Raw genomic sequence first — 22350 nt, 5'->3', positions numbered from 1 at the left:
CCCGTGACACAGGTCGAGACGGGCGAACGGCTGTGGGCGCTGTGGGCGCTCGCCCGCCCGTCCCAGCTAGCGCTCATCGCCTTCCTCTACCTGCTCGGGGCGCTCATCGCGCTCCGGGAGGTGCCGCTCGACCGGACGGCGCTGGTCGGTGGCCTGCTGGCGCTGCTCCCGGTGGCTGTCTCGGTCCACTACGTCAACGAGTACGCCGACTACGAGACCGACGCCCGGACCGAGCGCACGCCCTTCTCCGGCGGCAGCGGGGCGCTCCAGCGGACCGGCCTCGACCGCTCCTTTGCCCGCCGGGCGGCCTGGCCGGCGCTCGCCGTCGGCCTCGCCGCCGCGGGGATATGCCTCACGCACGGCCTCCCGCTGTCGGCTGTCGCCGTCCTCGCCGTCATCGGCGTCCTCGGCTGGCAGTACTCCGTCGGGCTGGCACTGGTCTACCGCGGCGTCGGCGAGGTGACCAACGCCGTCCTCGGCGGGTTGTTGCTCCCGGTGTACGGCGGCGCGACCCAGACCGGCGGCCTCCCGGTGACCGTCGGGGTGGCGATGGCCCCCTTCACCGTCCTCGTGATGGTCAACCTGCTGGCGACCCACTGGCCGGACAGGGCGGCCGACGCCGCCGTCGGCAAGCGGACGCTGGTGACCCGGTGGGACCCGCCGCGACTCCGGCGGGCCTACGCCGCGTTCACCGTCCTCGCTGCCAGCCTCCTGCTGGCGCTGACCGGGTCCGTCGTCCCGCCGGTCGTGACGGCGGCGAGTCTCCCCGCGTTCGTCGTCGCGGCCTACGGCTACCGGGTGTACACCCGCCAGCGCTCGCCGTTCCCGGCCGTCGCGGCGATGGTGACCCTCGCCGTCGGGCAGGCCGCGGGATGGGTGTACGTGCTCGTTGGGTGAGAGCCTACGCTGTTAGGTGTATAGGCTATAAGACACACCCTCATAGATGGTTGTATGACACAGACCCAGTTCACGATAGAAGGCGACAGCGCGGTCCTCGAAGGCGAACGAGACGACGAGTGGCTGAAATCCGACGCCATCGCGTCGCTTGAAGAGTGGGCCTAAACTACAGGCACTCGCGCAACTCGGCGGCGGCCGCCTCGGCGAGTTTGTTGTTGACGAACGTGCCGGCGCCGCGTTCGCTGCCGGCGAGGTGTTTGAGTTTCTGTGCCGTCCGGTGGGGCGGGTAAAACTCGATATGGAAGTGGGCGTAGCCGTCGCCGCTGCCGTCGGTCGGTCGCTGGTGAAGCGCCATCACGTAGGGGAGTTCGAAGTCGAACAGCGCGTCGTAGCGGAGGAGGACCTCTTTCAACATCCGACCGAGGTCGTCGACGTGGCGCCCCTCGAACTCGTCCAGCGACGGGAGGTGGTCGTCGGCGTAGACGTGCATCTCGTAGGCGTACCGGGCCTGAAACGGGACGAAGGCGGTGAAGTGGTCGGTCTCGGCGACGATCCGGGCGCCGTCGTCGCGTTCGGCCGCCAGCACGTCACAGAACAGGCACTCGCCGGTCTCCTCGCGGTGGTCGCGGCTGGCGTCGAGTTCCCGCCGGATTCGGGGCGGGACGAACGGGTAGGCGTAGATCTGTCCGTGCGGGTGCTCAAGTGTCACGCCTATCTCCTCGCCGCGGTTCTCGAAGACGTAGACGTACTCGTGGTCCGGGTCGGCCCCGAGGTCACGGTACCGGTCCTGCCAGACGGCGACGAGCCGTTGGAACTGCTCGGTCGGCAGTTCCGAGACGACGGCGTCGTGGTCGTCGGTGAACAACACGACTTCACAGGCCCCGGTCGCCGGTTTCGCCCGGAACAGGTCGCCGTCATCGACGGCGGGCTCCGGCGGGTCCGGCTGGAGGGAGGGGAAGGCGTTCTCGACGACGGCGATGTCGTATTCCTCCCGCGGGACGGCCGTCGGCACCTCGTCGTCCGGGTCGGCCGGACAGAACGGGCAGTAGTCCTTGGGCGGCTTGAACGTCCGGTCCTGCCGGTGGGTCGCGGTGACGACCCACTCGCGCTGGAACGGGTCCCAGCGCCGTTCAGTCATCCTCCGCCTCCGACCCCGCCGGGAACGTGTAGAGGTGGACGTACCGGCCGTGGTCGTTCTCGACGGTCTCGCGCTCCATACCCGAGGGTGTCGCGTGCCACCCCGATAAGCCTGCGGAGTCCGCAACACTCACGACGACAGCGGCCCGCCACTGGAGTATGTACCACGTGCGCTCGCCCGGTCGCGTCAACCTCGTCGGCGGACACACAGACTACAGTGGCGGGTACGCGATGCCCGTCGCGACGGATCTGGCGACCACCATCGAGGCCGAGACGGCCGGGAACGTCACCGTCACCTCCGAGGCGATGGCCGAGACGCGGACCTTCGACGTCGCCGACCCCGAACCGGTCGGCGACTGGACCGACTACGTCCGGGGCTGTTACGCCGTCCTCCAGTCGGAGGGGTACGACCCCGGCGGCATCGAGGCGACCATCGGCGGGGACCTCCCGCTGGCGAGCGGACTGAGTTCCTCCGCGAGCCTCGAAGTCGGCGTGGTGGCGCTTTTGGCCGCCGCCTACGACATCGACCTCTCCCGGACGGAACTGGCGCGGTTGGGCCGGCGCGTCGAGAACGACTTCGTCGGCGTCGACTGTGGCCTGCTCGACCAGTTCTCGGTCGCGCTCGCCCGCGAGAACGAGGCGCTGTTTCTGGACCTCGGGAACGAGTCGTTCAACCGCGTCCCCGTCCCGACCGACCTCCAGTTTCTGGTCGTCCACACCGGCGTCGAGCGGTCGCTGTCGGACACGCCGTACAACGAGCGCCGGGCGACGGTCCAAGCGGCGCTGGACGCTCTCGATGTCGAGCGCTCCCCGTCGGTCGACTTGGCGGCGCTGGGGAGTCTCGACGCGGAACAGGCCCGTCGGCTGGGGTACGTCGTCCGGGAGAACGCCCGGGTCCGGCAGGCCGCGACGGCGCTTGACGACGGTGATCTGGAGCGGTTCGGGGACGTGCTGGTCGAGGCCCACGGGGACCTCGCCGAGGAGTTCGAGGCCAGCACGGCGGAACTCGACTGGATCGTCGAGTACGCCGTCGAGAACGGTGCCTACGGCGCGCGCCTGACCGGTGCCGGGTGGGGCGGCGCGGCCGTCGTCGCCCTCGACGCCGAGGTAGCGCCGCAGTTCGCCGACGCCGTCGCGGACGACTACGAGGCGGCCTTCCCCGAACGCGAGGCGACGACGTATCTCGTCGAACCGGCCGACGGCGTGACCGTCAGCGAGTGAGCACTCGCCTCAGATGCTGATGTCGACGGATTCGACGTCCTCCAGCGAGCGGTTCTTCAGCGCCTCGCCGGAGAACTCGTCGAAGAGGTGGATGGCCGACTCCGGGAACCGGGCGACGACCTTGTCGCCGCTCTCGACGCGGTCCATCCCGCTGACGGTGACGATGAACGTCCGCGGCTCGTCGCTGTTGTCGTCGTCGAAGGTGAGGTAGACGTTGTTCGCGTCGCCGGTCGGTTCGACGACGTCGACGGTACACGCAAAGTCGGTCGGTTCGGTCGGCATCGCGTCCGCCCGGAACTCGACGTCTTCGGGCCTGATGCCGAGCGTGACGCTGTCGCTGCCCGAGACGGCCCCACGGAGTTGGTCCGAGATGGGATACTCGAAGTGCTCGCCGACGAGGGCGTCGCCTTCGACGTCCAACTCGAAGAAGTTCATCGACGGCTCGCCGATGAAGCCGGCGACGAAGTAGTTGTTCGGCGTGTGGTAACACTCAAGCGGCGTCCCGACCTGCTGGAGGATCCCGTCGTCGAGGACGGCGATTCGGTCGCCCATCGTCATCGCCTCGGTCTGGTCGTGGGTGACGTACACCGTCGTCACGCCCAGGTCCTCCTGGAGGCGCTGGAGTTCGGTCCGCATCGTCGCCCGGAGCTTCGCGTCGAGGTTCGAGAGCGGCTCGTCCATCAGGAACGCCTCGGGGTCCCGGACGATAGCGCGGCCGAGCGCGACGCGCTGTTGCTGGCCGCCGGAGAGGTCGTCCGGTTTCCGGTCGAGCAGGTTCGCGATCCCCATCATCTCGGCGGTGTCCGTGACGATCTCGTCGATCTCGTCGTCGGACATATCCGTCGACTCCTCCAGCCCGAAGCTCATGTTCTGCTTGACGGTCATGTGGGGGTACAGCGCGTAGGACTGGAACACCATCGCGATGTTGCGCTCGGCCGGCGGCTTGTCGTTGATCCGCCTGCCGCCGAGTCGGATCTCGCCTTCGGTGATCGTCTCCAGCCCGGCGACCATCCGGAGCGTGGTCGATTTCCCACAGCCGGAGGGACCGACGAGGACGAGGAACTCCCCATCGGCTATCTCGAAGTCGACGTCGTCGACCGCGACGATCTCGTTGCCGTCGTCTTCAGTGAATACCTTCGTTATCGAGTCGAGTGTGAGTTCTGCCATTAGCGATCACCTGATTGTGAGAGAGTGGTCATGCTAGGCCGTCACCCCTTTGGCGAACTTGTCGCCGAAGAAGATGTAGACCAGCAGCGTCGGCAGTGCCGCGACGAGCGCTGCCGCCATCCGGAGCGGGAAGTTCGTCCCCTCCTGTGAGACGCCGATACTGACCAGATCCTGCGTGACGACCGAGGCGTCGCCGAACTGGATGATCGTCAGCGCGAACAGCAGGTCGTTCCAGATCTGGGTGAACTGGTAGATGAACACCACGGCGAACATCGGCACCGACAGCGGGAGGATGATGCGCCGGTAGATCCGGGTGATCGACGCGCCGTCGAGGCGCGCGGCCTCGACCATCTCGTCGGAGAGTTTCTTGTAGTGCGCCCGGAACAACAGCGTACAGATCGGGATCCCGTACGCCGTGTGCGTGACGATCAGCGCGATGAGTTTCCAGTGGAACTCCTGTAACAGCGGGATCATCGGCGCGACGGACTCGACGGTCGTCCGCAGCGGGACGACGTTGTACCAGAACTGCGTCAGCGGAACGAGCACGGCCTGGTAGGGGATGAATATCCCCGCGACGAACAGCATATAGATGCCGATCTGGCCCTTCCAGTCGACGGTCGTCAGCCCGTAGGCCGCCATGCTCCCGAGCAGTCCCGAGAGGATGGTCGCCGGGACGACGAGGATGAAGCTGTTTGCCAGCCCCTGACTCAACGCGTCTACGGCGTTGGTGAACGGCCCGAGGCTCACGTCGCCCGGCGCGGGCGGGAGATACGGGGCGCTCCCGGTGTAGGCGCTGGGGTCGGTTATCGCGGTCATCAGCCCCGTCTCGATGGGGATGAGGTAGAACACGATCATCCCGATCAGGACGACGTAGAGCCCGGTACGCCTGAGCGGAACCCGACCCCACCCTCTTGTTCCTGACTCATAGTTGCCCCTGCCTGTACTGGGAGTAGATGTACGGTGCGACGACCGCCAGCGCCATCAGGAAGAGGACGACGGCGATGGACGAGCCGTAGGCCCAGTTCTGGTTCCCGTAGGCCTCACGGACCATCTGGGTCGCGAGGATGTCGGCCGAGGGACCGGGGTTGTACCCGCCGTACATCGAGAACAGGAAGTCGAAGGCCTTCAGCGAGAACACGACGAGGACGACCAGCGCGCTGACCGTCGCGGTCCGGAGTTGCGGGATGATGACCCGCCAGTACATCCGGATGGTGCTGGCCCCGTCGACGCGGGCGGCCTCGAAGTGGCTCGACGGGATGGCCCGCAACCCGGCGAGATACACCACCATCGCGTAGCCGCTGTACTGCCATATCAGGGCGAACGCCACTGCCGCGAGTTTGAGGTCGGGGTTCTGGACGATCTCGATCGGCCCGAAACCGAACGCTCCGAGCGCGATGTTGACGAGCCCGGTGTTGTAGTCGTACATGTACAGCCAGAACTTGGCCGTGACGACGAACGAGAGGCTCATCGGCAGCAGGTATATCGTCCGGAACGTGTTCTCGAATCGGATCTGCTGGTCGACCAGGATGGCGAGCAACAGGCCCAGCGCCAGACAGACGATGGCGAACGCGACCATCAAAACGACGGTGTTCTGCGTGGCGTTCCATATCGGGTCGATGGAGTAGTCCGTCCAACTCGGCGTCCCGCCGTCGAAGGCGACGACGTAGTTCTCGAAGTCGAGGTCGCCGTAGTTCGGGTCGCCCAGCCCCTGGAAGTCCGTCAGCGACAGGACGACGTTCCAGAGGATGGCACCGTAGACGAACAACCCGACCAGCAGGAACGGCGGGAGCCAGAAGGGGGCCGAACGGATGGAGTCACGGCTCAACAGCGACGTCCCCGACGAGGCCGTCCCGCCGTCCGTGCGGGCGTCGCCGCTGTCGGACACGAGGCGCTTGAGTACCGTTAGTGGATTGCGCATAAATGCGAGGTGAGGTGCGTTTCGATCAGTTGAACGCGCCGACGAGGTCACCAGCGGTCGCGCCCGCGTCGTAGCTCTCGATGAAGGCACTGAAGGCCTCGCTGATGTTCGTCTTGACCTGCGGCACGACGCCGAGGCCGTGCTCTATCGACGGCGGCTGGGCGTCGGCGTTGGTGAAGTGATCGAACTGGTCTTGCTGGAACTGGTTCAACTGTGAGACGTCCGCGTCCTCGCGCGGCGGGATGGACCCCTTCTCGCGGTTGAACCTGATCTGGGCGTCGGTAGTCCCGCAGTAACTGAGGAACGTCTTCGTGTCCTCGGGGGTCGGGTTGTCGTCGAAGTACGGGAACGAGTCCATGTTCAGGAGGTAACTCCCGCTCGTTCCGGGGTAGGGGACGTAGTCCCAATCCTCGCCGTAATTGAAGCTGTCGTTGCCGGAGTAGGCGCCCGCGGCCCAGTCACCCTGATGGATGAACGCCGCCTCGCCCTCCTGGACCATCGTGTTCGCCTCGGTGAAGCCAATGGACGAGGAGTTGCCGGGGAAGTACTCCTCCAGTTCGACGACGTTCGCCAAGGCGTCCTCGACCGTCGACTCGTCGCCCTCGCCGTTGAGGAAGTCGTCGTACCCGTCGGCGCCGGCCATCGCGAGGAAGACAGTCTCCCAGAGCTGGCTGGTCGACCACGCGCTGCTTGTCTGGTGAGCGAACGGGACGGCGTCGGTCTCCTCGGAAATCTGTGCACAGCCGTCGACCACGTCGCTCGGCGAACTCCACGACGTCGGGTCGACGCCGGCCTCCTCGACGACAGCAGTGTTGTAGAAGAGATTGTTGATCCGGTGGATGTTGATCGGGACTGTGACGTACGTCCCGTCGAGTTGGGCCTGCTCCTGTGGCCCCGACCGGTAGTTGTTCTTCAGATCGTCGTTCCAGACGTCGCCCTCGATGTCGGCGTAGGCGTCGCCGAACTTCTCCAGTGTCTTGCCCGGCCACGTCTGGAACGTGCTCGGCGGGTCGTTGGACTGGAGTCGGTTGCTGATAACCTGATCGAGGTTGCTCCGGGCCGCCCCGTCGACCGGGTCCTCGCTGAACTCGATGTCAGGGTGCTCCTCTTGGAACCCCTCGATGAGCGCCGCGATAGCCGCGTTGCCGTCGCCCTCGGACCACGCGTGCAACAACTGGATCCCGTCGGATCCGTCGTCACTGCCGCTACACCCCGCGAGCCCCGCCGCAACGGCGACCCCACTCGTCTTGACTACTGTGCGCCGTGAAATACGATTGGTATCATCAGTCATAGTTGTGTCACCGTTTGTCAGCGTGTGACTACGAAAACGTGGGACGGGAGCCTATTTAGTTCTTCTCGTATAAATAATGATCATTGCTGATGTAATATCCAGACTAAATACTCCTCCCCACAGCAGGAAACCCCTATTCTGGGACTATACAGCGATTAACGTCCGATAAGCGCAGCCTACCGGTGACAGCGAGTAGTGACGTTTGAAGAAAAAATACATCTCGTAATACCACATTTTTCTTAGGTGTTACTCAATCTATCACAACTGAGTCACCAGTCTCGGCGCTCTCGTAGACGGCGTCGATGACGGCCATGTTCGCGGCCGTCTCCGCGGCGTCGATGCGGAGCTGTCGGCCCGCGGCGGCACAGTCGGCGAAGTGCTCGACCTCCAGTCGGTAGTGGTCGGCGGGGTCGAACGTCTCGGTCACTTCCCGGCCGTCGACGGCGTAGGTGAGCGTCGCCGGCCCGGAGACGTCGAAGGCCTCCTCGACTGCCAGCCAGCCGTTTTCCGCCTCGACGCGGTAGGTCTGTGTCGCCGGCGTGTCGAACCCCGAGGCGACGCGGGCGAGCGAGCCGTCGTCGTAGGACAGCAGGCCGGCCATATCGGTGTCGACGCCGCTGTCCCTGCTGTCGTGTGTGTGGGCGGTGACGCTGTCGGGTTCGCCGAGGAACAACCGCGCGGCGCTGATGGCGTAACAGCCCACGTCCATCACGCTCCCGCCCGCCAGTTCGGGGTTCAGCCGGATGTCGTCCGGGCGACCCCGCAGGGCGAACTTGAACGTAGCGTCGACAGCGTGGACGCCGTCCAGTTCCGTCTGGACTATCTCCGCCGCCCGTTCCGTCCGCGGGTGGAAGCGATACATGAACGCCTCCATCAGCGTGACGCCGCGGTCGGCGCAGTAGTCGTGGAGTGCGGCCGCCGACTCGGCGTCCGTCGCCAGCGGCTTCTCACAGAGGACGTGCAGTCCCTCGTCGGCGGCGCCCGCGTCCACTCGGCGTGGAGGGCGTTGGGGAGGGGAATGTACACTGCGTCGAGGTCGTCGTCGGCCAGCAGCGCCTCGTAGCTCCCGTAACTGCGGGGGATGTCGAGGTCGGCGGCGACGGTGGCCGCGCGGTCGGCGTCCCGCGAAGCGATGGCCAGTACCTCGTGGTCGCTGGCCTGTATCCCGGGAATCACGTCTTCGCGTCCGATCTTGGCCGTGCTGAGAACACCGAATCGCATAGTCGGCGTTCACCCGGCGAGGGCATAAACGTGTCACCGACCACCGTGTTGGACGTTCCCTACCAGTGGGATTTTATCGCCGCCGGCCGACCCCTCGGATATGACGGAGGACTACCGAACGGAGTCGGACAGCCTCGGCGAGATGCAGGTCCCGGCCGACGCCTACTGGGGCGCACAGACACAGCGCGCCGTCGAGAACTTCCCCATCAGCGGCATCAGCTTCGGACGGCAGTTCGTCCGGGCGCTGGGCGTCGTGAAGAAGGCCGCCGCACAGGCCAACCGCGACCTCGGGACCGTCCCCGAGGACAAAGCCGACTGCATCATCGAGGCCGCAGACGAGGTCATCGCCGGTGACCACGACGACCAGTTCCCGGTCGACGTCTTCCAGACCGGCAGCGGCACCTCGACCAACATGAACGCAAACGAGGTGATCGCCAACCGCGCGACCGAAATCTACGGCGGCGACCTCGGCACCCGCGAGATACACCCCAACGACCACGTCAACTTCGGCCAGTCCTCAAACGACGTGATCCCGACGGCGATGCACGTCGCGGGCGCGACGGCGCTGGTCGAGGAGGTGCTCCCGGCACTGGAGACGCTGGCCGACGAACTGGGCCAAAAAGAGGAGGAGTTCGAGACGGTAGTCAAGACCGGCCGCACCCACCTCCAGGACGCCACGCCCGTCACGCTGGGCCAGGAGTTCGGCGGCTACCGAACCCAGATCCAGAAGGGCATCGAACGCGTCGAGGACGCCCGGCCGCGCCTGCAGGAACTCGCGCTGGGCGGGACGGCCGTCGGGACGGGCCTGAACACCCACCCCGAGTTCCCCGAACTCGCGGCGGAGTACATCGGCGAGGAGACGGGCATCGCGTTCCGTGAGGCCGACGACCACTTCGAGGCCCAAGCCGCCCACGACGCGATGAGCGAGGCCCACGGCGCTCTGCGGACCGTCGCCGGCAGCCTCAACAAGATAGCCAACGACCTGCGGCTACTGGCCTCCGGCCCGCGGAACGGTCTCGGCGAGATAGAGCAACCCGAAAACCAGCCCGGATCCTCCATTATGCCCGGCAAGATCAACCCCGTCGTCGCCGAGGCGGTCAACCAACTCCACAAACAGGTACTCGGTAACGACGCCGCCGTCTCGGCCGGGGCCGCCGAGGGACAGATCGACCTCAACCTCTACAAACCGGTGCTGGCGCACAACTTCCTCCAGAGCGCCGACCTGATCGCCAACGGCAGCGAGGCCTTCGCCGAGAAGTTCGTCGCCAAACTCGAAGCCGACCGCCAACACTGCGAGGAACGCGTCGAGCAGAGCATGGCGCTTGCGACGGCCCTGAACCCCGCCATCGGCTACGACAAGGCCAGCAAAGTCGCCAAGCGCGCCCTCGCCGAGGACAAGACCATCCGCGAAGTCGTCCTCGAGGAGGGCTACCTCGACGAGAGCGAGGTCGACGAGGTGCTCGACCCCGCGAAGATGACCGAGCGCGGCATCCTCGGCGAGGACTGAACGCCGCCCTCAGTTTACCTTATACACATACCAACAGTTCGGACAGTCATATCCATATCAGGACAAGCTATAAACTGGATGATCGCCGAGTAGGAAGTACAATGAGTTCCAAACAAGCGGACGAAGTGAGCGCGAAAGTAGACGATCTTTCAGAGAGTTCCGAGGAAACCGAAGGGACGGTCGCCTGCTTCTGGTCGTCGACGGCGGCAGATTGTGAGACGCTGTCACGATAACGGAGGACAACACGATGAGCTCTAAATCCACTACCGAGGCGAGCGCAGGTGTCGAAGCTGTTTCGGGGAAGAGCGACGGCACGGTCGTCTGTTTCTGGTCGTCGACGGCGGCCGACTGCGAGACGCTGTCGCGGTAGCGTCAGGGGCGGCGAGTCTGCCGTGTCACAATCGAGGGGATTCGGAGGCACCACGTGAGAGGGGGTACACGGTTTCTCGCAGCGAGTCCCGGAGAGGCTCAGAGTCTTCCCCGTCGCGCACGTAGCCACTGGTATGAGCGACGGGACGACACGCGACCCGGCGGCCCTGACCGACGCCGAGTGGGCGGAGCGACTCTCCCATCACGAACACCGGGTCCTCCGGGAAGGCGGGACCGAACGGCCGTACACCTCCGCGTTGCTGGACGTCGAGGACCCGGGCGTGTTCCGCTGTGCCGGGTGCGGGCAGGCGCTGTACCGGACCGACGAGAAGTTCGACTCCGGGACGGGGTGGCCGAGTTTCTGGGCTCCGGTCGCGGCGGACGCCATCGGGACGCGTCGGGACGGCGGTATCCTCGGGTTCGGCGGCCGGACCGAGGTGATCTGTGCGAACTGCGGGGGCCACCTCGGCCACGTCTTCGACGACGGGCCCGAACCGACCGGCAAGCGCCACTGCATCAACGGCGTCGCGCTCACCTTCGAGGCAGAGGGATGACCGGGCACCTCACGCCGACGATGCTCCGGGAGTACGACCGCGACGCTCCCGACCCCGCGGCGACGGAGACAGTCACGTTCGGCCTCGGGTGTTTCTGGGGACCGGACGCCCGGTTCGGTGCGATGGAGGGCGTCGTCCGTACCCGTGTCGGGTACGCCGGCGGGACGAAGCCTGACCCGACCTACCACGCACTGGGCGAGCATACCGAGGTGGTACAGGTCGACATCGACCCCACAGTGTTGTGCTACCGGGACATCATGGAGGTGGTGTTCGACAGCCACGACCCCACCAGACAGGTCTCGAAGACCCAGTACCAGAACGTGGTGTTCGCCGACGGTGACGACCAACGGTCGACGCTCGGTGCTGTCCTCGAGGCGCGTGGACTCACCGACGACATCGCCACACGCGTCGAGGACCTTTCCGGGTTCACCGTCGCCGAGGACTACCACCAGAAACACAGCCTTCGGGCAGCCCCCGACCTGCTGGACGCCTTCGAGACGGCGGGCTACGGCGACCGGGAACTCAGAGAATCGCCGGCCGCAGCCACGCTCAACGGACTCGCGGGCGGAAACGACCTCCCCGAAGACGACGACTTCGGCGTTCTAGAGGCGAGGTCACGACAGTTCCGGTGACGAGCGCTCACAGGCATAATAGACGAGTTTTTCCCGCCGGGTGGTCTACCGCCGGTCGGTGGCGATGACGAGCCGTTACCCCCGCCGAGCCCCTTGTGACGAGGCGTTTCTCGACCGAGCCACCACGTCGACACCGCACTCTCGGTAGTCGGACGATTAGAACGGGCTGTCGTCGGCGGACTGGGGCGCCGTCTCTATCGGGCCGCGCCAGCTAGTGAGACCCTCCGCGAGGCTCTCGACCGGCGTGTCCTCGATACCCTCGTAGGAGGCGATGAGGCGCGCGGCCTGCACGCTGGACTCGCCGTGGGGGCAGACCGTGACGATGCGGTCGGCGTCGGTGTCGAGTTCCTCGACGTTGTCGACCAGTTCCGGGAGCGGCACGTTCTCGCTGTCGGGGATGTGGCCGCGGGCGAACGACGCCGGCTGGCGGATGTCGACTATCTCGATCGTCTCCTCGTCGTCCTCCAGCAGCGACACCAGTTCGTCGACGTGAATCTCGCCGTCCATACACGCTTTTGGCGGCCGGGCGGACAAACGGCCTTCGGTTCAGTCCGCGTCGAACATCGCCATCCCCTCGTGGACGGCGTCGTGTTGACCGAGTAGCGTCACCATATCGCCCATCTCGAAGGTGAACTCCGAGGTCGGAACGGTCGTTTCGTCGTCGCGGGTCACCAGCGCGACCAGACAGCCCTCCGGGAGGTCCGGGCCGATCTCGGCCAGCGTCCGCCCCGCGAGCCCGTCGTTTCGGAGTTCCAGTTCCTGCACTTCGCCCTGATCGGGGTTGGTCATCCAGTTGGCCAGCGCCGGGCGCTCGATCTGGTTGTCGATGGCCCACGCCGTCGCCATCGACGAGGAGATGGTCCGGACGCCCAGATCCTCGAAGGCCTCGACGTTGTCGGGGTTGTTCGCCCGGGCGATGATCCGTTCGACGTCGAACTTCGAGGAGGCCAACTGGGCGACCAGCAGGTTCGCGTCGTCGTCGCCCGTCACCGCGGCGACGATCTTCGCGTTCTCGACGCCCGCCGCGCGCAACGCCTCTGTGTCGGTCCCGTCGCCGTGTTCGACGGTGAACCCCTCGTTGCGTGCGGTCTCGACGACCGCCTCGTTCGTTTCGATCATCACGACACTCTCGCCCCGGTCCTCGAGGCGGGTCGCGAGTGATCGCCCGACACGTCCGCCGCCGACGATGATGACTCGCATTGGTATCACGTCCAGATATTCCGCTATCTTGCGGGCGAACCCGCCCTCGAACAGCGCCGTCAACAGGATGACCAGAAAGACCGTCCCCAGCAGGATGTCCGCCTCGGCGACCATCCCCTCGCCCCGGAGCCGAACCGCGAACAGCGTCGCGACGGACGCCGGGATGATCCCGCGCGGACCGACGAAGCTGATGAACAGTCGCTCCTGGACGGAGAACCGGTCGCCGGTCGTGGAGACGAACACGAGAAACGGGCGGATCACCAGCGCCACGGCTGCGACGACGATCAGTCCGAGCGGTCCGACCTCGGCGAGGGCGTGGAGGTCCAACAGGGCCGCCAGTGCGATGAAGACGAACGACAGCACCAACAGCGTCACGTCGCCCTTGAAGTCGAGAATCTCCTGTTTGTAGGGGATGTCGAGGTTGCCCAGCAGGAAGCCGGCCGTCGCGGCCGCGGCGACGCCGGCCTCCGTCGCCAGCACGTTCGCGGCCGCGTAGGAGACTAGCGCCCCCGCGAGGACGAGCAACCGGGCGTTGCGCGGCGCGTCGCCCGGCGAGATGTCGACGTATCGCAACAGATAGTAGACGATGCCCGCGACGATGATCCCGACCAGCAGTCCCTCGCCGAGGCGGGTGGCGAAGGCACTGACCAGTGCCACCGGTGGCTGCCCGCGGATGAGAATCACCTCGAAGACGATGACGGCGATGATAGCCGCCGTCACGTCGTTGACGATACCCTCCGTCTCCAGCGCCGCGGCCACGCGGTCCCGGACCGGAACGATCTTCAGAATCGGCGTGATGACGGTCGGTCCGGTCGCGACCAGCAGCGCGCCGATGAGGAACGAGATGGCCCACCCGGCGTCGGGGATGACGAAGTGGACGACCGTCGCCGTGCCGATCAGCGCGATGGCCGCGCCGACGGTCACGAGCCGGAACGTCGCCGCCGGGGCCTCGCGGATCCGGTCGCGGTGGAGGTGGAAGGCCCCCTCGAAGACGATGATCGCCACCGCCAACCCGACGATGGCCGACAGCGGTCCCGTCCCGCCGAACGTCTCCGGCGAAACCAGCCGCTCTTCGAGGACGAGCCCCGAGACGGGGCCGATTGCGAGGCCGGCGACGATGTAGAAGATGATGCTCGGGAGCCGTAGGCGAGCGGCGAGCAACTGTGCCAGCACACCGAGCGCGAAGATAGCCGCGACCAGTGCGGTCAGCGTCGCCGACCCGGCCATCAGAACACCACCATATGCCCGGGGGAATGCGTGGCCGACATATAAACGCAATCACTGCCGTCAAGCGGCATCAGTGTCGCTGGTCGAGATACGCGAGGACGCCCCGGACGTTCATCCCGACCTCCGCCCGAGCCTTCGTCTCGGACCACGTCGCCGGCGTCTCGACCTGCTCGCGGAACTGCTCGACCACCGCCGCGTCGTCGCTCGCGTCCTCGCGCACTCGGCCACGTCCGCGACCCACGCTTCGAGTCGGTCGGCGTAGGTCGCCAGTCGGTCCTCGGTTTCAGCCGGGCCGAAGTGGGCGTACAGCAGCCACTCGGGGTCGATATCTCGGAGCATCGAAACGTCCGCCAGCGCCTGTTCGAGGTCGAACTGCGGGGGCGGGCTGGTGACGTGAACGGAGTCGGTCGAGGGCGAGTAGATGCCGGCCGCGTCGGCGGTAAACACCGCGTCGTCCTCGGGGACTTCGAAGACGACCTGGTGTGGCGCGTGGCCGGGCGCGTGGTGAGCGCGCAGCGTCCGGTCGCCGATGGCTATCTCGTCGCCGTCGGTGATCCCCGTAATCCGGTCCTCGGGGACCGGTTTCGGCTCGGCGTAGAACTGGATCTGCTCGCCCACGGCGTCCTTCGTGCCCGCCCACAGCGCCGAGGGGTCCGCGAGGTGGTCGACCCCGATGTCGTGGACGTACACCTCGGCGTTCGGACACTCCGTGAGGAGGCGCCCGACGCCACCGGCGTGGTCCAGATGGACGTGTGTCACGGCGATACACGAGAGGTCCGCGGGCGCGACGCCGGCGGCGTCCAGCAGGCCGAAGATTCGGTCGATATCGGCACCGATACCCGTGTCGACCAGCGTCGGCCGGTCGTCGTCGATTAGGTACACCGAGCCGTACTCGGGGACCGCGTACATCCCGGTGTCGACGTAGTGATACCCCGCGAGTCCGGCGGGCTGTGAGACGTCGCCGATGGCCATACCTCAGTCACCGCCGGGCACGGACAAAAGCTCTCGCCCGAAGCGGGACGGTCGCGCCGCTGGTGAGGGCAGTGACCGAGAGGAGGAGCGAGTGAGTTACTCGCAGTTCGGCGACGGTTCCTCGCCGCTACATTCGGCCTGTCCGGTGGCGCGCTCGAAGGAGATCCCTTCGACCGCCGTGTCGGCCGCGTCGGTGTAGGTTATCTTCCGCGGGAGGTTCTTCAGTTCGCTGTAGGAGAACGTTCCGAGCTGTTCTCCACCGGCCGTCATCGTGATGTTGGTCGCGGAGTACAGCGGGTTCTCACCGTAGGTCCGGGTGTCGCCAGCCTCGAAGGTGATGGTCCGGTCGCCGACGGTCCGCTCCCAGGAGTCCGTCAAGTTCAGCGCCGGCATCGACTGGTTGTACGGGTACTGCGTCAGCGCGAACATCATCTCCTCGTAGGGGACGCGCTCCTCGAAGCCGGTCTGGTTGTTCAGCTCCTGGCTGAGGCGCGTGACGTTTCGGGTCCGTTCGGAGGGAGTCGCCCCGTAGACCATCTGTTCGCTGAAGGAGGCGTTGGCGTTCCCACCCGTCCCGACAGCGGTGAAGGTGTACTCCATCCCCGGGTCCTCGCCGACGTACTGCGGGACCATCTCGACGATGAACGTGTCCGTCTCGCCGTCGAAGTACGGCACCGGCTCGGTCAGATTGACTTCATATCTGAGGTCACTGGCGTCCGTCCCGAACAGCCCGGCCCCGAGCTGTGCGAAGAACGTGTAGCCGTTTTCCTCCATCTGGAAGACGCGGGACTCGTTGGCGTAGGTCACCCCCGTCGTGTTCGGCAGCGACGTCACGTCGTAGGTCGTGTTGTTGCTCGACTCGCCGCTATCGAGATCTACCTGAAAGGTCATATAGCTCCCGTAGGCGAGGGCACCGACGAGAGCCAAGGCGATAACTATCGTGCGGGTCTTCATGCTAGCCGGGTGTACCTTACCCCGGGGAATATATTTACCGATATTCGAGGCAGTTTATCGTGGAAGACGAACTGTCAATCGACCGACCGGCTCTTCTCGAATCTGGTGGCCGACAGCAACAGGTCCTCGACGCCCGGGAGGTGCTTGACGTTGTAGACGATCTTGCTCTCGCCGGTCGTCGGGGCCGCGAGACACGAGAGTCGGATCCCGCGCTCGATCATGTCCGGCGGGAGGATGTGGCCTTTCGGCTTCGGCACCTCGCCCTCGATGACTGCGACGGCGCAGTTCGTGCAGGCGCCGCCACGGCAGGCGAACGGCCACGCGTACCCGGCCTCCTCGGCCGCCTCTAGGAGCGTCTCGTTGTCGTCGACGACGAGTCTCCCGTAGTCCTCCTCGTCTAGATCGAGGGCCGCGGCCTTCTCGAAGAGGTCGTCCTCTGAGAGTTCCCAGCCGTGGTCCATCATCACCTCGTAGTTGAGATACTCCACGACCCGGCCGTCCGGTTCGGGGTCCGGTTCGGGATCCGGAGATGACGTCGGTCCCGCGTCGGCCGCTCGGTTCCGGTGGCCGTTGCGCGACGGAGTCGGCTCCGCGCTTCCGTCGGCGTCGTCGCTCGGTTGGTATCCCGACTTGATCCGCTCGTAGGCCGTCTTGACGGCCTGGAACTCGGCGGTCGATCCCCCCTGATCCGGGTGGGCCTCCTTGACCCGTTCACGGTAGGCTTCGAGCACCTCGGCGTCGTCCGCGTCGGCGTCGACGCCGAGTATCTCGTACGGCGAGGACACGGTGGTCACTACGGCTCGGACGTATAAGTCCCCGCGTTCCTCCTCAAGAACTGCTGGAAGATGTGTGCAACCAGAAGGGTAACCGTTAAAGGCAGTCGATACCGACCGTTCGGGTATGCAACGACGCGTTGCGGCGATCTATTTCGTGCTCTTGCTCGTGATAGGTGGCGGGGCGTACGCCTTCACGGGACTGGCGGAGGAGCCGCAGGTCTCCATCGAAGGACCGGCGTACGCCACCGGAGACACCATCACCGAGAACGGGACGACGTACACGGTCAACGCCATCGGGCAGACGACCGACGAGGCGGGCGAGACGACGTTCGCCGGCAACCTGACCTGGACCGACGAGAGCGCCACCTACACCGCGTCGATAGCGAACAACACGACGGCGTCGTGGCCGACCGTCCAGTGGGACGGACAGGCGCTCGACCGGACGACCCTCGCCGCCGGGTCGACGGTCCGGTTCAACGGGAGCGACGCCACCGTCCAGTTGAACACGACGGCCGACCCGGCGGCGCTGGAGTTGGTCGAGCAGACTAACGACACCGCGAACGCGTCCGTCGAGTCGGTGCCGGTCGACGGAACCGTGACCTTCCGGCAGGACGGCGCGCCCGTCCTCGGGGCGACGGTGGACTCGGTGACCGACACCGAGGCCGAACTGGTGCAGGCCGATCCCTATCGGGTTCTGATCCCGAACGCGACGGACCCGACGACGATGTCGTTCCTCCAGCAGATCAACACGTCACGCCTGCTCCGTGAGGACCCCGACGCGTTCAACGAGACGAGCACGAACACCGGCGTCGAGCGCGTCGACTTCCGCAACGGGAGCGACGTCCCGCTCAGCGAGTACCTCCCTGAGCCGGAGCTCAAGGAGTTCTCGGAGGGCGAGATGCTGTTCTACGCCGGCAACGACACCGAAATCGGAAACATCACGTCCGCGTCCGTGCCGCTGTCGTGGACCGACTCCCGGACGAATATGATCGACCTCGCGGAAGGGGGCTCGGTGACCCTCGGCGACACGGAGTATCTCGTCCACTTCACCAACGGAAGCAGCGTCCAACTCAGCGAGAACACCACGAGCACGTGGGAGGACTACCGGTCCGATCAGGAGACCATCGAGAAGTACAACGAGCGGATGGCCGGCCTCTGGGGCGTCACCATCCTCTCGTGGTTCGCGGCGATCATCCTGCTGGCGGCGGCGTACCTCCCGGTCAAGGACTGACGACACTCGCTCGCTGATTTTCCGTGTCCGTCCGCGACGCGTCGACACGACCGGTTTCGAGAAGAGAGACGGCCGTCACTCGGACTGGCGTGCGAGCCAGACGAGGCCGACGCGACGGCGGCCGTCAGCAGGACGCCGACTAGCTGGACGGCCGAGACCACCGCGTCGTTGTTCGTCTGCCACGGCGTCCCCACGAGCGTCCCCAGCGCGACGAGGACGAGGAACCCGCCGACGGCGATGCCGAGCGGTTCGAACGTGTCCGAGATGGAACGGTTCATACCGGTCACGACTCGTCTCAGCCTCCTAAAACAATCGGTTCCCGAAGGAGACGGACTCAGACGTGCTCGCTTCGCTGCGCGCGACTGACTGGGTTCAGTTCCACCAGCGCTACTGCTCACGGGTTGTTCGCAGAAACGGGCTGGGAGGGAATTGAACCCCCGACCGTCTGGTTAAAAGCCAGACGCTCTGCCTGACTGAGCTACCAGCCCTCGCTCGAACCTGTGGGGGACAGCGGCTAAGTACTTACGATTACCGGCCGTCCCCGTCGAGGTACGTGTCGACGGCGTCGGCGACCAGTCCGTCGATATCCTGGTCGTGCAGCGACGCCTGTCGCCGGAGTTGCAGGTACGTGCTCGGCGGGAGCGAGAGCGCGACCGAACCGAGGCTGTACCCGACCGCTCGGAGGGCGTCCGGGACGCTCTCGCCGTCGCTGACGCGACTCGCGGTCGACCGGACCTCCCGGACGGTGAGGTCGTGGTCGAGGACCGCCCACGCGAGGAGGAAACGCGACTCCCCCGAGACGCGGGCGATGTGTTTGGCCGCCGTCGGAGCGATCTCGCCGCGGGCGACGTGCCGGCGGATCGACTGCGGGAGGTCGTGGACGCGCGACCACTTCCGGATGAACGCGACGGTCGCGGGACCGCCCGCTCGCTCCGCAGCGGCCTTGTACGACCCCTCGCCGCGGACGAGAGCGGCACACGCGGCCGCGCCCCGGAGCATAAAGACGTTGTCCTCGTTGCCGGCCGTGTTGTCGGCGAACGCCCGGACCGTCTCCACGGCGCGTGCGAGGCTCTCCGGGTCGTCGGGGTCGAACTGGACTGCCTCGTCCGGCCGCTGGCCGGTGACCTGTGGGTCGCCGCGGACCACCGGGTGACCGACGGGTGACTCACGGTCGGCTGGCAGTCGTCCCTCTGGCTCCTCGGCGGTCATCGGTTGTGGCAACGAGCCGTGTAGTAAAAAACGACGCGCCTGTGTGCGTCATAGTGTTCCCTGTAGGTCATTTCGGTATCGACCGCCCAACTTCGGGCGGTCGAACCGGGACACAGCGACAAGAAACACTGTCAGTCGTCGTCGTCACGGCCTTCCGAAAGATGCTCCCAGATCTCGGTACAGCCACAGCCGTCGTCTACGTCTTCGAGGTGCTCGTCGACCGGTTCTTCGCGTTCGTGTTCCGCCTGTGATTCACTCATTTGTGATTGCCTCCACCGCAGACAGCAACGGGTCGGTACGATCGGGTCGTCTCCCGCTGCCAGTGTGGTCGTCAACCCATCGTTAGACAGCCCACATCATAAGGCCGCGTTCACCCGTAATCCTGTCCCGAACTTCCCCTTCGCGACAGTTGTTGCCGGCACCTGTTACACGAACCCGATATGCCGGCCCGTGGTACCGTGAGACAGTCACCGCCGTACGGGAGCGGTGTGCCGACGATGCGGCGAAACTTGGCGACGGCGACGGACTGAGGAGTGTCGGACTCGTAATGACATCTAATGACGACAGATGTCCACCAGCTAGACGACGGGGCGTGGATCAGCGTCAACGACTCCCGGGAGGTGAACGTCAGCGACCTGTGGCTACTGGCTCGAAGCGACTTCTGTGGGTGTGAACCGACCGATTTCCTCGCGGAAGGGTTCGTCGAAGTCGGCGTCGACCACCCGAACGTCGAGGCGCGCATCGCCGGCCAGTGTATCGGCTGTGGACAGAGCGGCGTCACCGACTGGCTCCCCGTCGGCCGCGTCATCGACCCCGAAACTGGCGAATTCTACTCGGTCACCCTCGAAAGCACTCATATTCCCCAGAAGCGACTGCGGCTGGCGACGAGCGAGTAGCGGCAACAAGTTCTTCTTTTAGGGAGAGGGAGGGAAGGTTGACGACAAGAAGGGTCGTATATGGGAGGCACGCGTGAATGGTAGATACGAATGCCAACGAAGGTCGAGAAGTGGAAAGACGAGGTCTACGGGAACGAGATCCGTGACCACCTGATGGAGTTCGCCGAGGAGGGCTGGGAGTCGATACCCGAGGACGAGCACGACGCGTGGTTCGAGCGGTTCAAGTGGTGGGGCCTGTATCACCAGCGTTCGGGCCAAGAGAGCTACTTCATGATGCGCATCGGGACACCGAACGGCGTCATCAAGCCCGGACAACTCCGCGTCATCGGCGAGGTGGCCAAGGAGTACGCCACCGGTCCCGCGGACAACCCCGAGTTCGGCGACGCCTACTGTGACTGGACGACCCGCCAGTCGGTCCAACTCCACTGGATCAAGCTAGAGGACATCCCGGAGATATTCGAGAAACTGGAGTCGGTCGGCCTCTCGACCCAACAGGCCTGCGGTGACTCCTGGCGGAACATCGTCGGCTGTCCGGTCGCCGGCAAGGACAAACACGAACACGTCGACGCGTGGAGCGTCGCCGAGAACCTCCACGAGACGTTCAAGGGCGACGACGACTACGCCAACCTCCCCCGGAAGTGGAAGGTGGCCGTCGCCGGCTGTGACGAGGGCTGTGCGCAGGGCGATATCAACGACCTCGCGTTCGAACCCGCCGAGAAGGACGGCGACGTCGGCTTCAACGTCCGCGTCGGCGGCGGCCTCTCCCGCAAGGAGGAGCGCTTCGCCCGCGACATCGACGTCTGGGTGCCCGAGGAGAAGACCGCCGACCTCGCCGCCGGGATGTCCGCGCTGTTCCGTGAGTACGGCGACCGCGAGGACCGGTTCAACGCCCGCATCAAGTTCCTGATGGACGAGTGGGGCCCCGAGAAGATGCGTCGGGTCCTCCAGGAGGAGTTCGTCGACTTCGAGCTCCAGTCCGCCGGCGAGAATATGCGTGACCAGTACACCTACAACACCGGCACGCAGGACGGCCACAACGACCACGTCGGCGTCCACGAGCAGCAAGACGGCAACTACTACGTCGGCCTGAACGTCCTCGTCGGCCGACAGGGTGCCGACGATGTGCTGGAACTCGCCGACCTCGCCGAGGAGTACGGTTCGGGCGAAGTCCGGCTGACCCAGCGCCAGAACATCATCGTCACGGACATCCCTGAGGAGAACCTTGAGGACTTCCTCGCGGAGGACCTGCTCGAAGACTACTCGCCGGACCCGAGCCCCTTTATGCGCGGCTCTATCGCCTGTACGGGCACCGAGTACTGCTCGCTCTCTATCGTCGAGACGAAGAACCGACAGGTCCGGTACGCCCGCTGGCTGCGCGACAACGTCGACCTCCCGGAGGACCACGACGAGTTCCACATCCACCTCTCGGGCTGTACGGCATCCTGTGCCCAGCCCCAGATCGCCGACGTCTCCCTGCGCGGGATGAAGACGCGCAAGGACGGCGAACCGGTCGAGGCGCTGGACATCGGTCTGGGCGGCGGCCTCGGTGACGAACCGCGCTTCGCCGACTGGGTCGAGATGCGCGTCCCCGCCGACGAGGTCCCCGGCGCCATCAAGAACCTGCTGGCCAACTTCGAGGACAACCGGGAGGAGCGCGTTGTCCCGGAGGGACAACGAGGGCGAGACGGCGAAGCCGTCGAGCGAGAGACCTTCCGTGACTTCGTCGCCCGCCACGACGAGGAGACCCTCTCGGAGTTCGTCGACCCCGAGGAGACCAGCTACGACGACCCGTATATGCACAACACCAAGCAGACGTGGTACCCCTACGCCGACGGCGACGACTCGATGGACGCCTCGCCCGCGCCGACCGACGGCGAGGGCACACCGCTCCCGTCTGACGACTAAACGTACCCACTTTTTGACAGTTCGGGGGTTTCCTCGCGGCTTCGCCCGCTGCGGGAAACCCCCGGA

At 65.9% G+C, this 22350-nt stretch carries 22 protein-coding genes, 1 tRNA gene and 2 pseudogenes; 9 read left to right on the top strand and 16 right to left on the bottom strand.

Annotation, left to right across the window (positions count from 1 at the left end):
• The first annotated feature begins 3 nt into the window (after positions 1-3).
• Positions 4-897, top strand: a complete 894-nt coding sequence (locus tag GJ629_RS04155; RefSeq protein ID WP_370515782.1) for a prenyltransferase — start codon at positions 4-6, stop codon at positions 895-897.
• Positions 898-1063: 166 nt separating this feature from the next.
• Here the strand turns inward: GJ629_RS04155 and galT are convergent, their stop codons facing one another.
• Positions 1064-2035 (bottom strand): galactose-1-phosphate uridylyltransferase, encoded by a 972-nt coding sequence (gene galT / locus GJ629_RS04150; RefSeq protein WP_157511881.1) that lies wholly within the window; start codon positions 2033-2035, stop codon positions 1064-1066.
• Positions 2028-2168 (bottom strand): hypothetical protein, encoded by a 141-nt coding sequence (locus tag GJ629_RS04145; protein ID WP_157511880.1) that lies wholly within the window; start codon positions 2166-2168, stop codon positions 2028-2030. Before GJ629_RS04145 ends, galT begins: the two co-directional genes overlap by 8 nt.
• Before the next feature lie 25 nt (positions 2169-2193).
• On the opposite strand from GJ629_RS04145, the gene galK reads away from it, so the two are divergent.
• Entirely contained in the window at positions 2194-3255 is a 1062-nt protein-coding gene (gene galK, locus GJ629_RS04140; RefSeq protein WP_157511879.1) for a galactokinase, read from the top strand.
• 9 nt (positions 3256-3264) lie between these two features.
• Here galK and GJ629_RS04135 read toward each other — a convergent pair whose 3' ends face one another.
• The 5 genes and pseudogenes from GJ629_RS04135 to GJ629_RS04115 form a co-directional block, all read right to left on the bottom strand.
• Positions 3265-4422, bottom strand: a complete 1158-nt coding sequence (locus GJ629_RS04135; RefSeq protein WP_157511878.1) for an ABC transporter ATP-binding protein — start codon at positions 4420-4422, stop codon at positions 3265-3267.
• 33 nt (positions 4423-4455) lie between these two features.
• Entirely contained in the window at positions 4456-5277 is an 822-nt protein-coding gene (locus tag GJ629_RS04130) for a carbohydrate ABC transporter permease (RefSeq protein ID WP_157511877.1), read from the bottom strand.
• 67 nt (positions 5278-5344) lie between these two features.
• A complete protein-coding gene (locus GJ629_RS04125; protein WP_157511876.1) occupies positions 5345-6340 on the bottom strand; it encodes a carbohydrate ABC transporter permease in 996 nt (331 codons plus the stop codon).
• Positions 6341-6365: 25 nt separating this feature from the next.
• The gene (locus GJ629_RS04120) at positions 6366-7511 is read right to left on the bottom strand and encodes an ABC transporter substrate-binding protein (protein ID WP_231754482.1); all 1146 of its coding nucleotides are present in this window, start codon (positions 7509-7511) and stop codon (positions 6366-6368) included.
• Positions 7512-7881: 370 nt separating this feature from the next.
• A pseudogene (locus tag GJ629_RS04115) lies at positions 7882-8852 on the bottom strand (Gfo/Idh/MocA family protein).
• 100 nt (positions 8853-8952) lie between these two features.
• Between GJ629_RS04115 and GJ629_RS04110 the strand changes: the two are divergent.
• The 4 genes from GJ629_RS04110 to GJ629_RS04100 all read left to right on the top strand — a co-directional run bounded on the left by GJ629_RS04110 (position 8953) and on the right by GJ629_RS04100 (position 11914).
• A complete protein-coding gene (locus GJ629_RS04110; protein ID WP_157511874.1) occupies positions 8953-10359 on the top strand; it encodes an aspartate ammonia-lyase in 1407 nt (468 codons plus the stop codon).
• Positions 10360-10606: 247 nt separating this feature from the next.
• The gene (locus tag GJ629_RS17500) at positions 10607-10729 is read left to right on the top strand and encodes a hypothetical protein (RefSeq protein WP_255475208.1); all 123 of its coding nucleotides are present in this window, start codon (positions 10607-10609) and stop codon (positions 10727-10729) included.
• A gap of 133 nt (positions 10730-10862) precedes the next feature.
• Positions 10863-11282 carry a peptide-methionine (R)-S-oxide reductase MsrB gene (msrB, locus tag GJ629_RS04105; protein ID WP_157511873.1) on the top strand — a complete coding sequence of 140 codons (420 nt, stop codon included), beginning with the start codon at positions 10863-10865 and terminating at the stop codon, positions 11280-11282.
• Positions 11279-11914 (top strand): peptide-methionine (S)-S-oxide reductase, encoded by a 636-nt coding sequence (locus GJ629_RS04100; protein WP_157511872.1) that lies wholly within the window; start codon positions 11279-11281, stop codon positions 11912-11914. The genes msrB and GJ629_RS04100 overlap by 4 nt, the downstream gene beginning before the upstream one ends.
• Positions 11915-12070: 156 nt before the next feature.
• On the opposite strand, the gene GJ629_RS04095 is transcribed toward GJ629_RS04100, so the two are convergent.
• From GJ629_RS04095 to fer, 5 genes and pseudogenes are all read right to left on the bottom strand, one after another.
• Positions 12071-12421, bottom strand: a complete 351-nt coding sequence (locus GJ629_RS04095; protein WP_157511871.1) for a rhodanese-like domain-containing protein — start codon at positions 12419-12421, stop codon at positions 12071-12073.
• Positions 12422-12460: 39 nt separating this feature from the next.
• Positions 12461-14341 (bottom strand): NAD-binding protein, encoded by a 1881-nt coding sequence (locus tag GJ629_RS04090; RefSeq protein ID WP_157511870.1) that lies wholly within the window; start codon positions 14339-14341, stop codon positions 12461-12463.
• Between the two features lie 70 nt (positions 14342-14411).
• Positions 14412-15313: pseudogene (locus tag GJ629_RS04085) on the bottom strand (MBL fold metallo-hydrolase).
• Between the two features lie 96 nt (positions 15314-15409).
• A complete protein-coding gene (locus tag GJ629_RS04080; RefSeq protein WP_157511869.1) occupies positions 15410-16267 on the bottom strand; it encodes a hypothetical protein in 858 nt (285 codons plus the stop codon).
• A gap of 74 nt (positions 16268-16341) precedes the next feature.
• A complete protein-coding gene (fer, locus tag GJ629_RS04075; protein ID WP_370515783.1) occupies positions 16342-17052 on the bottom strand; it encodes a ferredoxin Fer in 711 nt (236 codons plus the stop codon).
• Positions 17053-17167: 115 nt separating this feature from the next.
• On the opposite strand from fer, the gene GJ629_RS04070 reads away from it, so the two are divergent.
• A complete protein-coding gene (locus GJ629_RS04070; RefSeq protein ID WP_157511868.1) occupies positions 17168-18274 on the top strand; it encodes a hypothetical protein in 1107 nt (368 codons plus the stop codon).
• Here GJ629_RS04070 and GJ629_RS16815 read toward each other — a convergent pair.
• The 4 genes from GJ629_RS16815 to GJ629_RS17495 all read right to left on the bottom strand — a co-directional run bounded on the left by GJ629_RS16815 (position 18157) and on the right by GJ629_RS17495 (position 19743).
• On the bottom strand, positions 18157-18552 hold the full coding sequence (locus GJ629_RS16815; RefSeq protein ID WP_157511867.1) for a hypothetical protein: 396 nt from the start codon (positions 18550-18552) through the stop codon (positions 18157-18159). The genes GJ629_RS04070 and GJ629_RS16815 overlap by 118 nt on opposite strands.
• A 136-nt stretch (positions 18553-18688) precedes the next feature.
• A tRNA-Lys gene (locus GJ629_RS04060) sits at positions 18689-18762 on the bottom strand.
• Between the two features lie 40 nt (positions 18763-18802).
• Entirely contained in the window at positions 18803-19483 is a 681-nt protein-coding gene (locus tag GJ629_RS04055; protein ID WP_157511866.1) for a hypothetical protein, read from the bottom strand.
• A 131-nt stretch (positions 19484-19614) separates the two neighbouring features.
• The gene (locus GJ629_RS17495; RefSeq protein WP_255475207.1) at positions 19615-19743 is read right to left on the bottom strand and encodes a hypothetical protein; all 129 of its coding nucleotides are present in this window, start codon (positions 19741-19743) and stop codon (positions 19615-19617) included.
• 297 nt (positions 19744-20040) lie between these two features.
• Here GJ629_RS17495 and GJ629_RS04050 point away from each other — a divergent pair, with 297 nt between their 5' ends.
• Together GJ629_RS04050 and GJ629_RS04045 are read left to right on the top strand one after the other, a co-directional pair.
• A complete protein-coding gene (locus tag GJ629_RS04050; protein ID WP_157511865.1) occupies positions 20041-20379 on the top strand; it encodes a hypothetical protein in 339 nt (112 codons plus the stop codon).
• A 90-nt stretch (positions 20380-20469) separates the two neighbouring features.
• Positions 20470-22284 (top strand): nitrite/sulfite reductase, encoded by a 1815-nt coding sequence (locus tag GJ629_RS04045; protein WP_157511864.1) that lies wholly within the window; start codon positions 20470-20472, stop codon positions 22282-22284.
• The last annotated feature ends 66 nt before the right edge of the window (positions 22285-22350 follow it).

Origin of the sequence: Halapricum sp. CBA1109 (assembly GCF_009741825.1) — an archaeon.
Lineage (GTDB): Archaea > Halobacteriota > Halobacteria > Halobacteriales > Haloarculaceae > Halapricum.
The sequence above is the reverse complement of the archived record's forward strand: the minus strand, read 5'-3'. Positions and strand labels throughout refer to the sequence as shown.

What these genes read in the sequence shown, in the direction of transcription:
- galT (WP_157511881.1), bottom strand. Translation starts at nt 2,035, where the DNA reads ATGACTGAACGGCGCTGGGACCCGTTCCAGCGCGAGTGGGTCGTCACC.
- galK (WP_157511879.1), top strand. Translation starts at nt 2,194, where the DNA reads ATGTACCACGTGCGCTCGCCCGGTCGCGTCAACCTCGTCGGCGGACAC.
- GJ629_RS04135 (WP_157511878.1), bottom strand. Translation starts at nt 4,422, where the DNA reads ATGGCAGAACTCACACTCGACTCGATAACGAAGGTATTCACTGAAGAC.
- GJ629_RS04130 (WP_157511877.1), bottom strand. Translation starts at nt 5,277, where the DNA reads ATGATCGTGTTCTACCTCATCCCCATCGAGACGGGGCTGATGACCGCG.
- GJ629_RS04125 (WP_157511876.1), bottom strand. Translation starts at nt 6,340, where the DNA reads ATGCGCAATCCACTAACGGTACTCAAGCGCCTCGTGTCCGACAGCGGC.
- GJ629_RS04110 (WP_157511874.1), top strand. Translation starts at nt 8,953, where the DNA reads ATGACGGAGGACTACCGAACGGAGTCGGACAGCCTCGGCGAGATGCAG.
- GJ629_RS17500 (WP_255475208.1), top strand. Translation starts at nt 10,607, where the DNA reads ATGAGCTCTAAATCCACTACCGAGGCGAGCGCAGGTGTCGAAGCTGTT.
- msrB (WP_157511873.1), top strand. Translation starts at nt 10,863, where the DNA reads ATGAGCGACGGGACGACACGCGACCCGGCGGCCCTGACCGACGCCGAG.
- GJ629_RS04100 (WP_157511872.1), top strand. Translation starts at nt 11,279, where the DNA reads ATGACCGGGCACCTCACGCCGACGATGCTCCGGGAGTACGACCGCGAC.
- GJ629_RS04095 (WP_157511871.1), bottom strand. Translation starts at nt 12,421, where the DNA reads ATGGACGGCGAGATTCACGTCGACGAACTGGTGTCGCTGCTGGAGGAC.
- GJ629_RS04090 (WP_157511870.1), bottom strand. Translation starts at nt 14,341, where the DNA reads ATGGCCGGGTCGGCGACGCTGACCGCACTGGTCGCGGCTATCTTCGCG.
- GJ629_RS04080 (WP_157511869.1), bottom strand. Translation starts at nt 16,267, where the DNA reads ATGAAGACCCGCACGATAGTTATCGCCTTGGCTCTCGTCGGTGCCCTC.
- GJ629_RS04070 (WP_157511868.1), top strand. Translation starts at nt 17,168, where the DNA reads ATGCAACGACGCGTTGCGGCGATCTATTTCGTGCTCTTGCTCGTGATA.
- GJ629_RS16815 (WP_157511867.1), bottom strand. Translation starts at nt 18,552, where the DNA reads ATGAACCGTTCCATCTCGGACACGTTCGAACCGCTCGGCATCGCCGTC.
- GJ629_RS04055 (WP_157511866.1), bottom strand. Translation starts at nt 19,483, where the DNA reads ATGACCGCCGAGGAGCCAGAGGGACGACTGCCAGCCGACCGTGAGTCA.
- GJ629_RS17495 (WP_255475207.1), bottom strand. Translation starts at nt 19,743, where the DNA reads ATGAGTGAATCACAGGCGGAACACGAACGCGAAGAACCGGTCGACGAG.
- GJ629_RS04050 (WP_157511865.1), top strand. Translation starts at nt 20,041, where the DNA reads ATGACGACAGATGTCCACCAGCTAGACGACGGGGCGTGGATCAGCGTC.
- GJ629_RS04045 (WP_157511864.1), top strand. Translation starts at nt 20,470, where the DNA reads ATGCCAACGAAGGTCGAGAAGTGGAAAGACGAGGTCTACGGGAACGAG.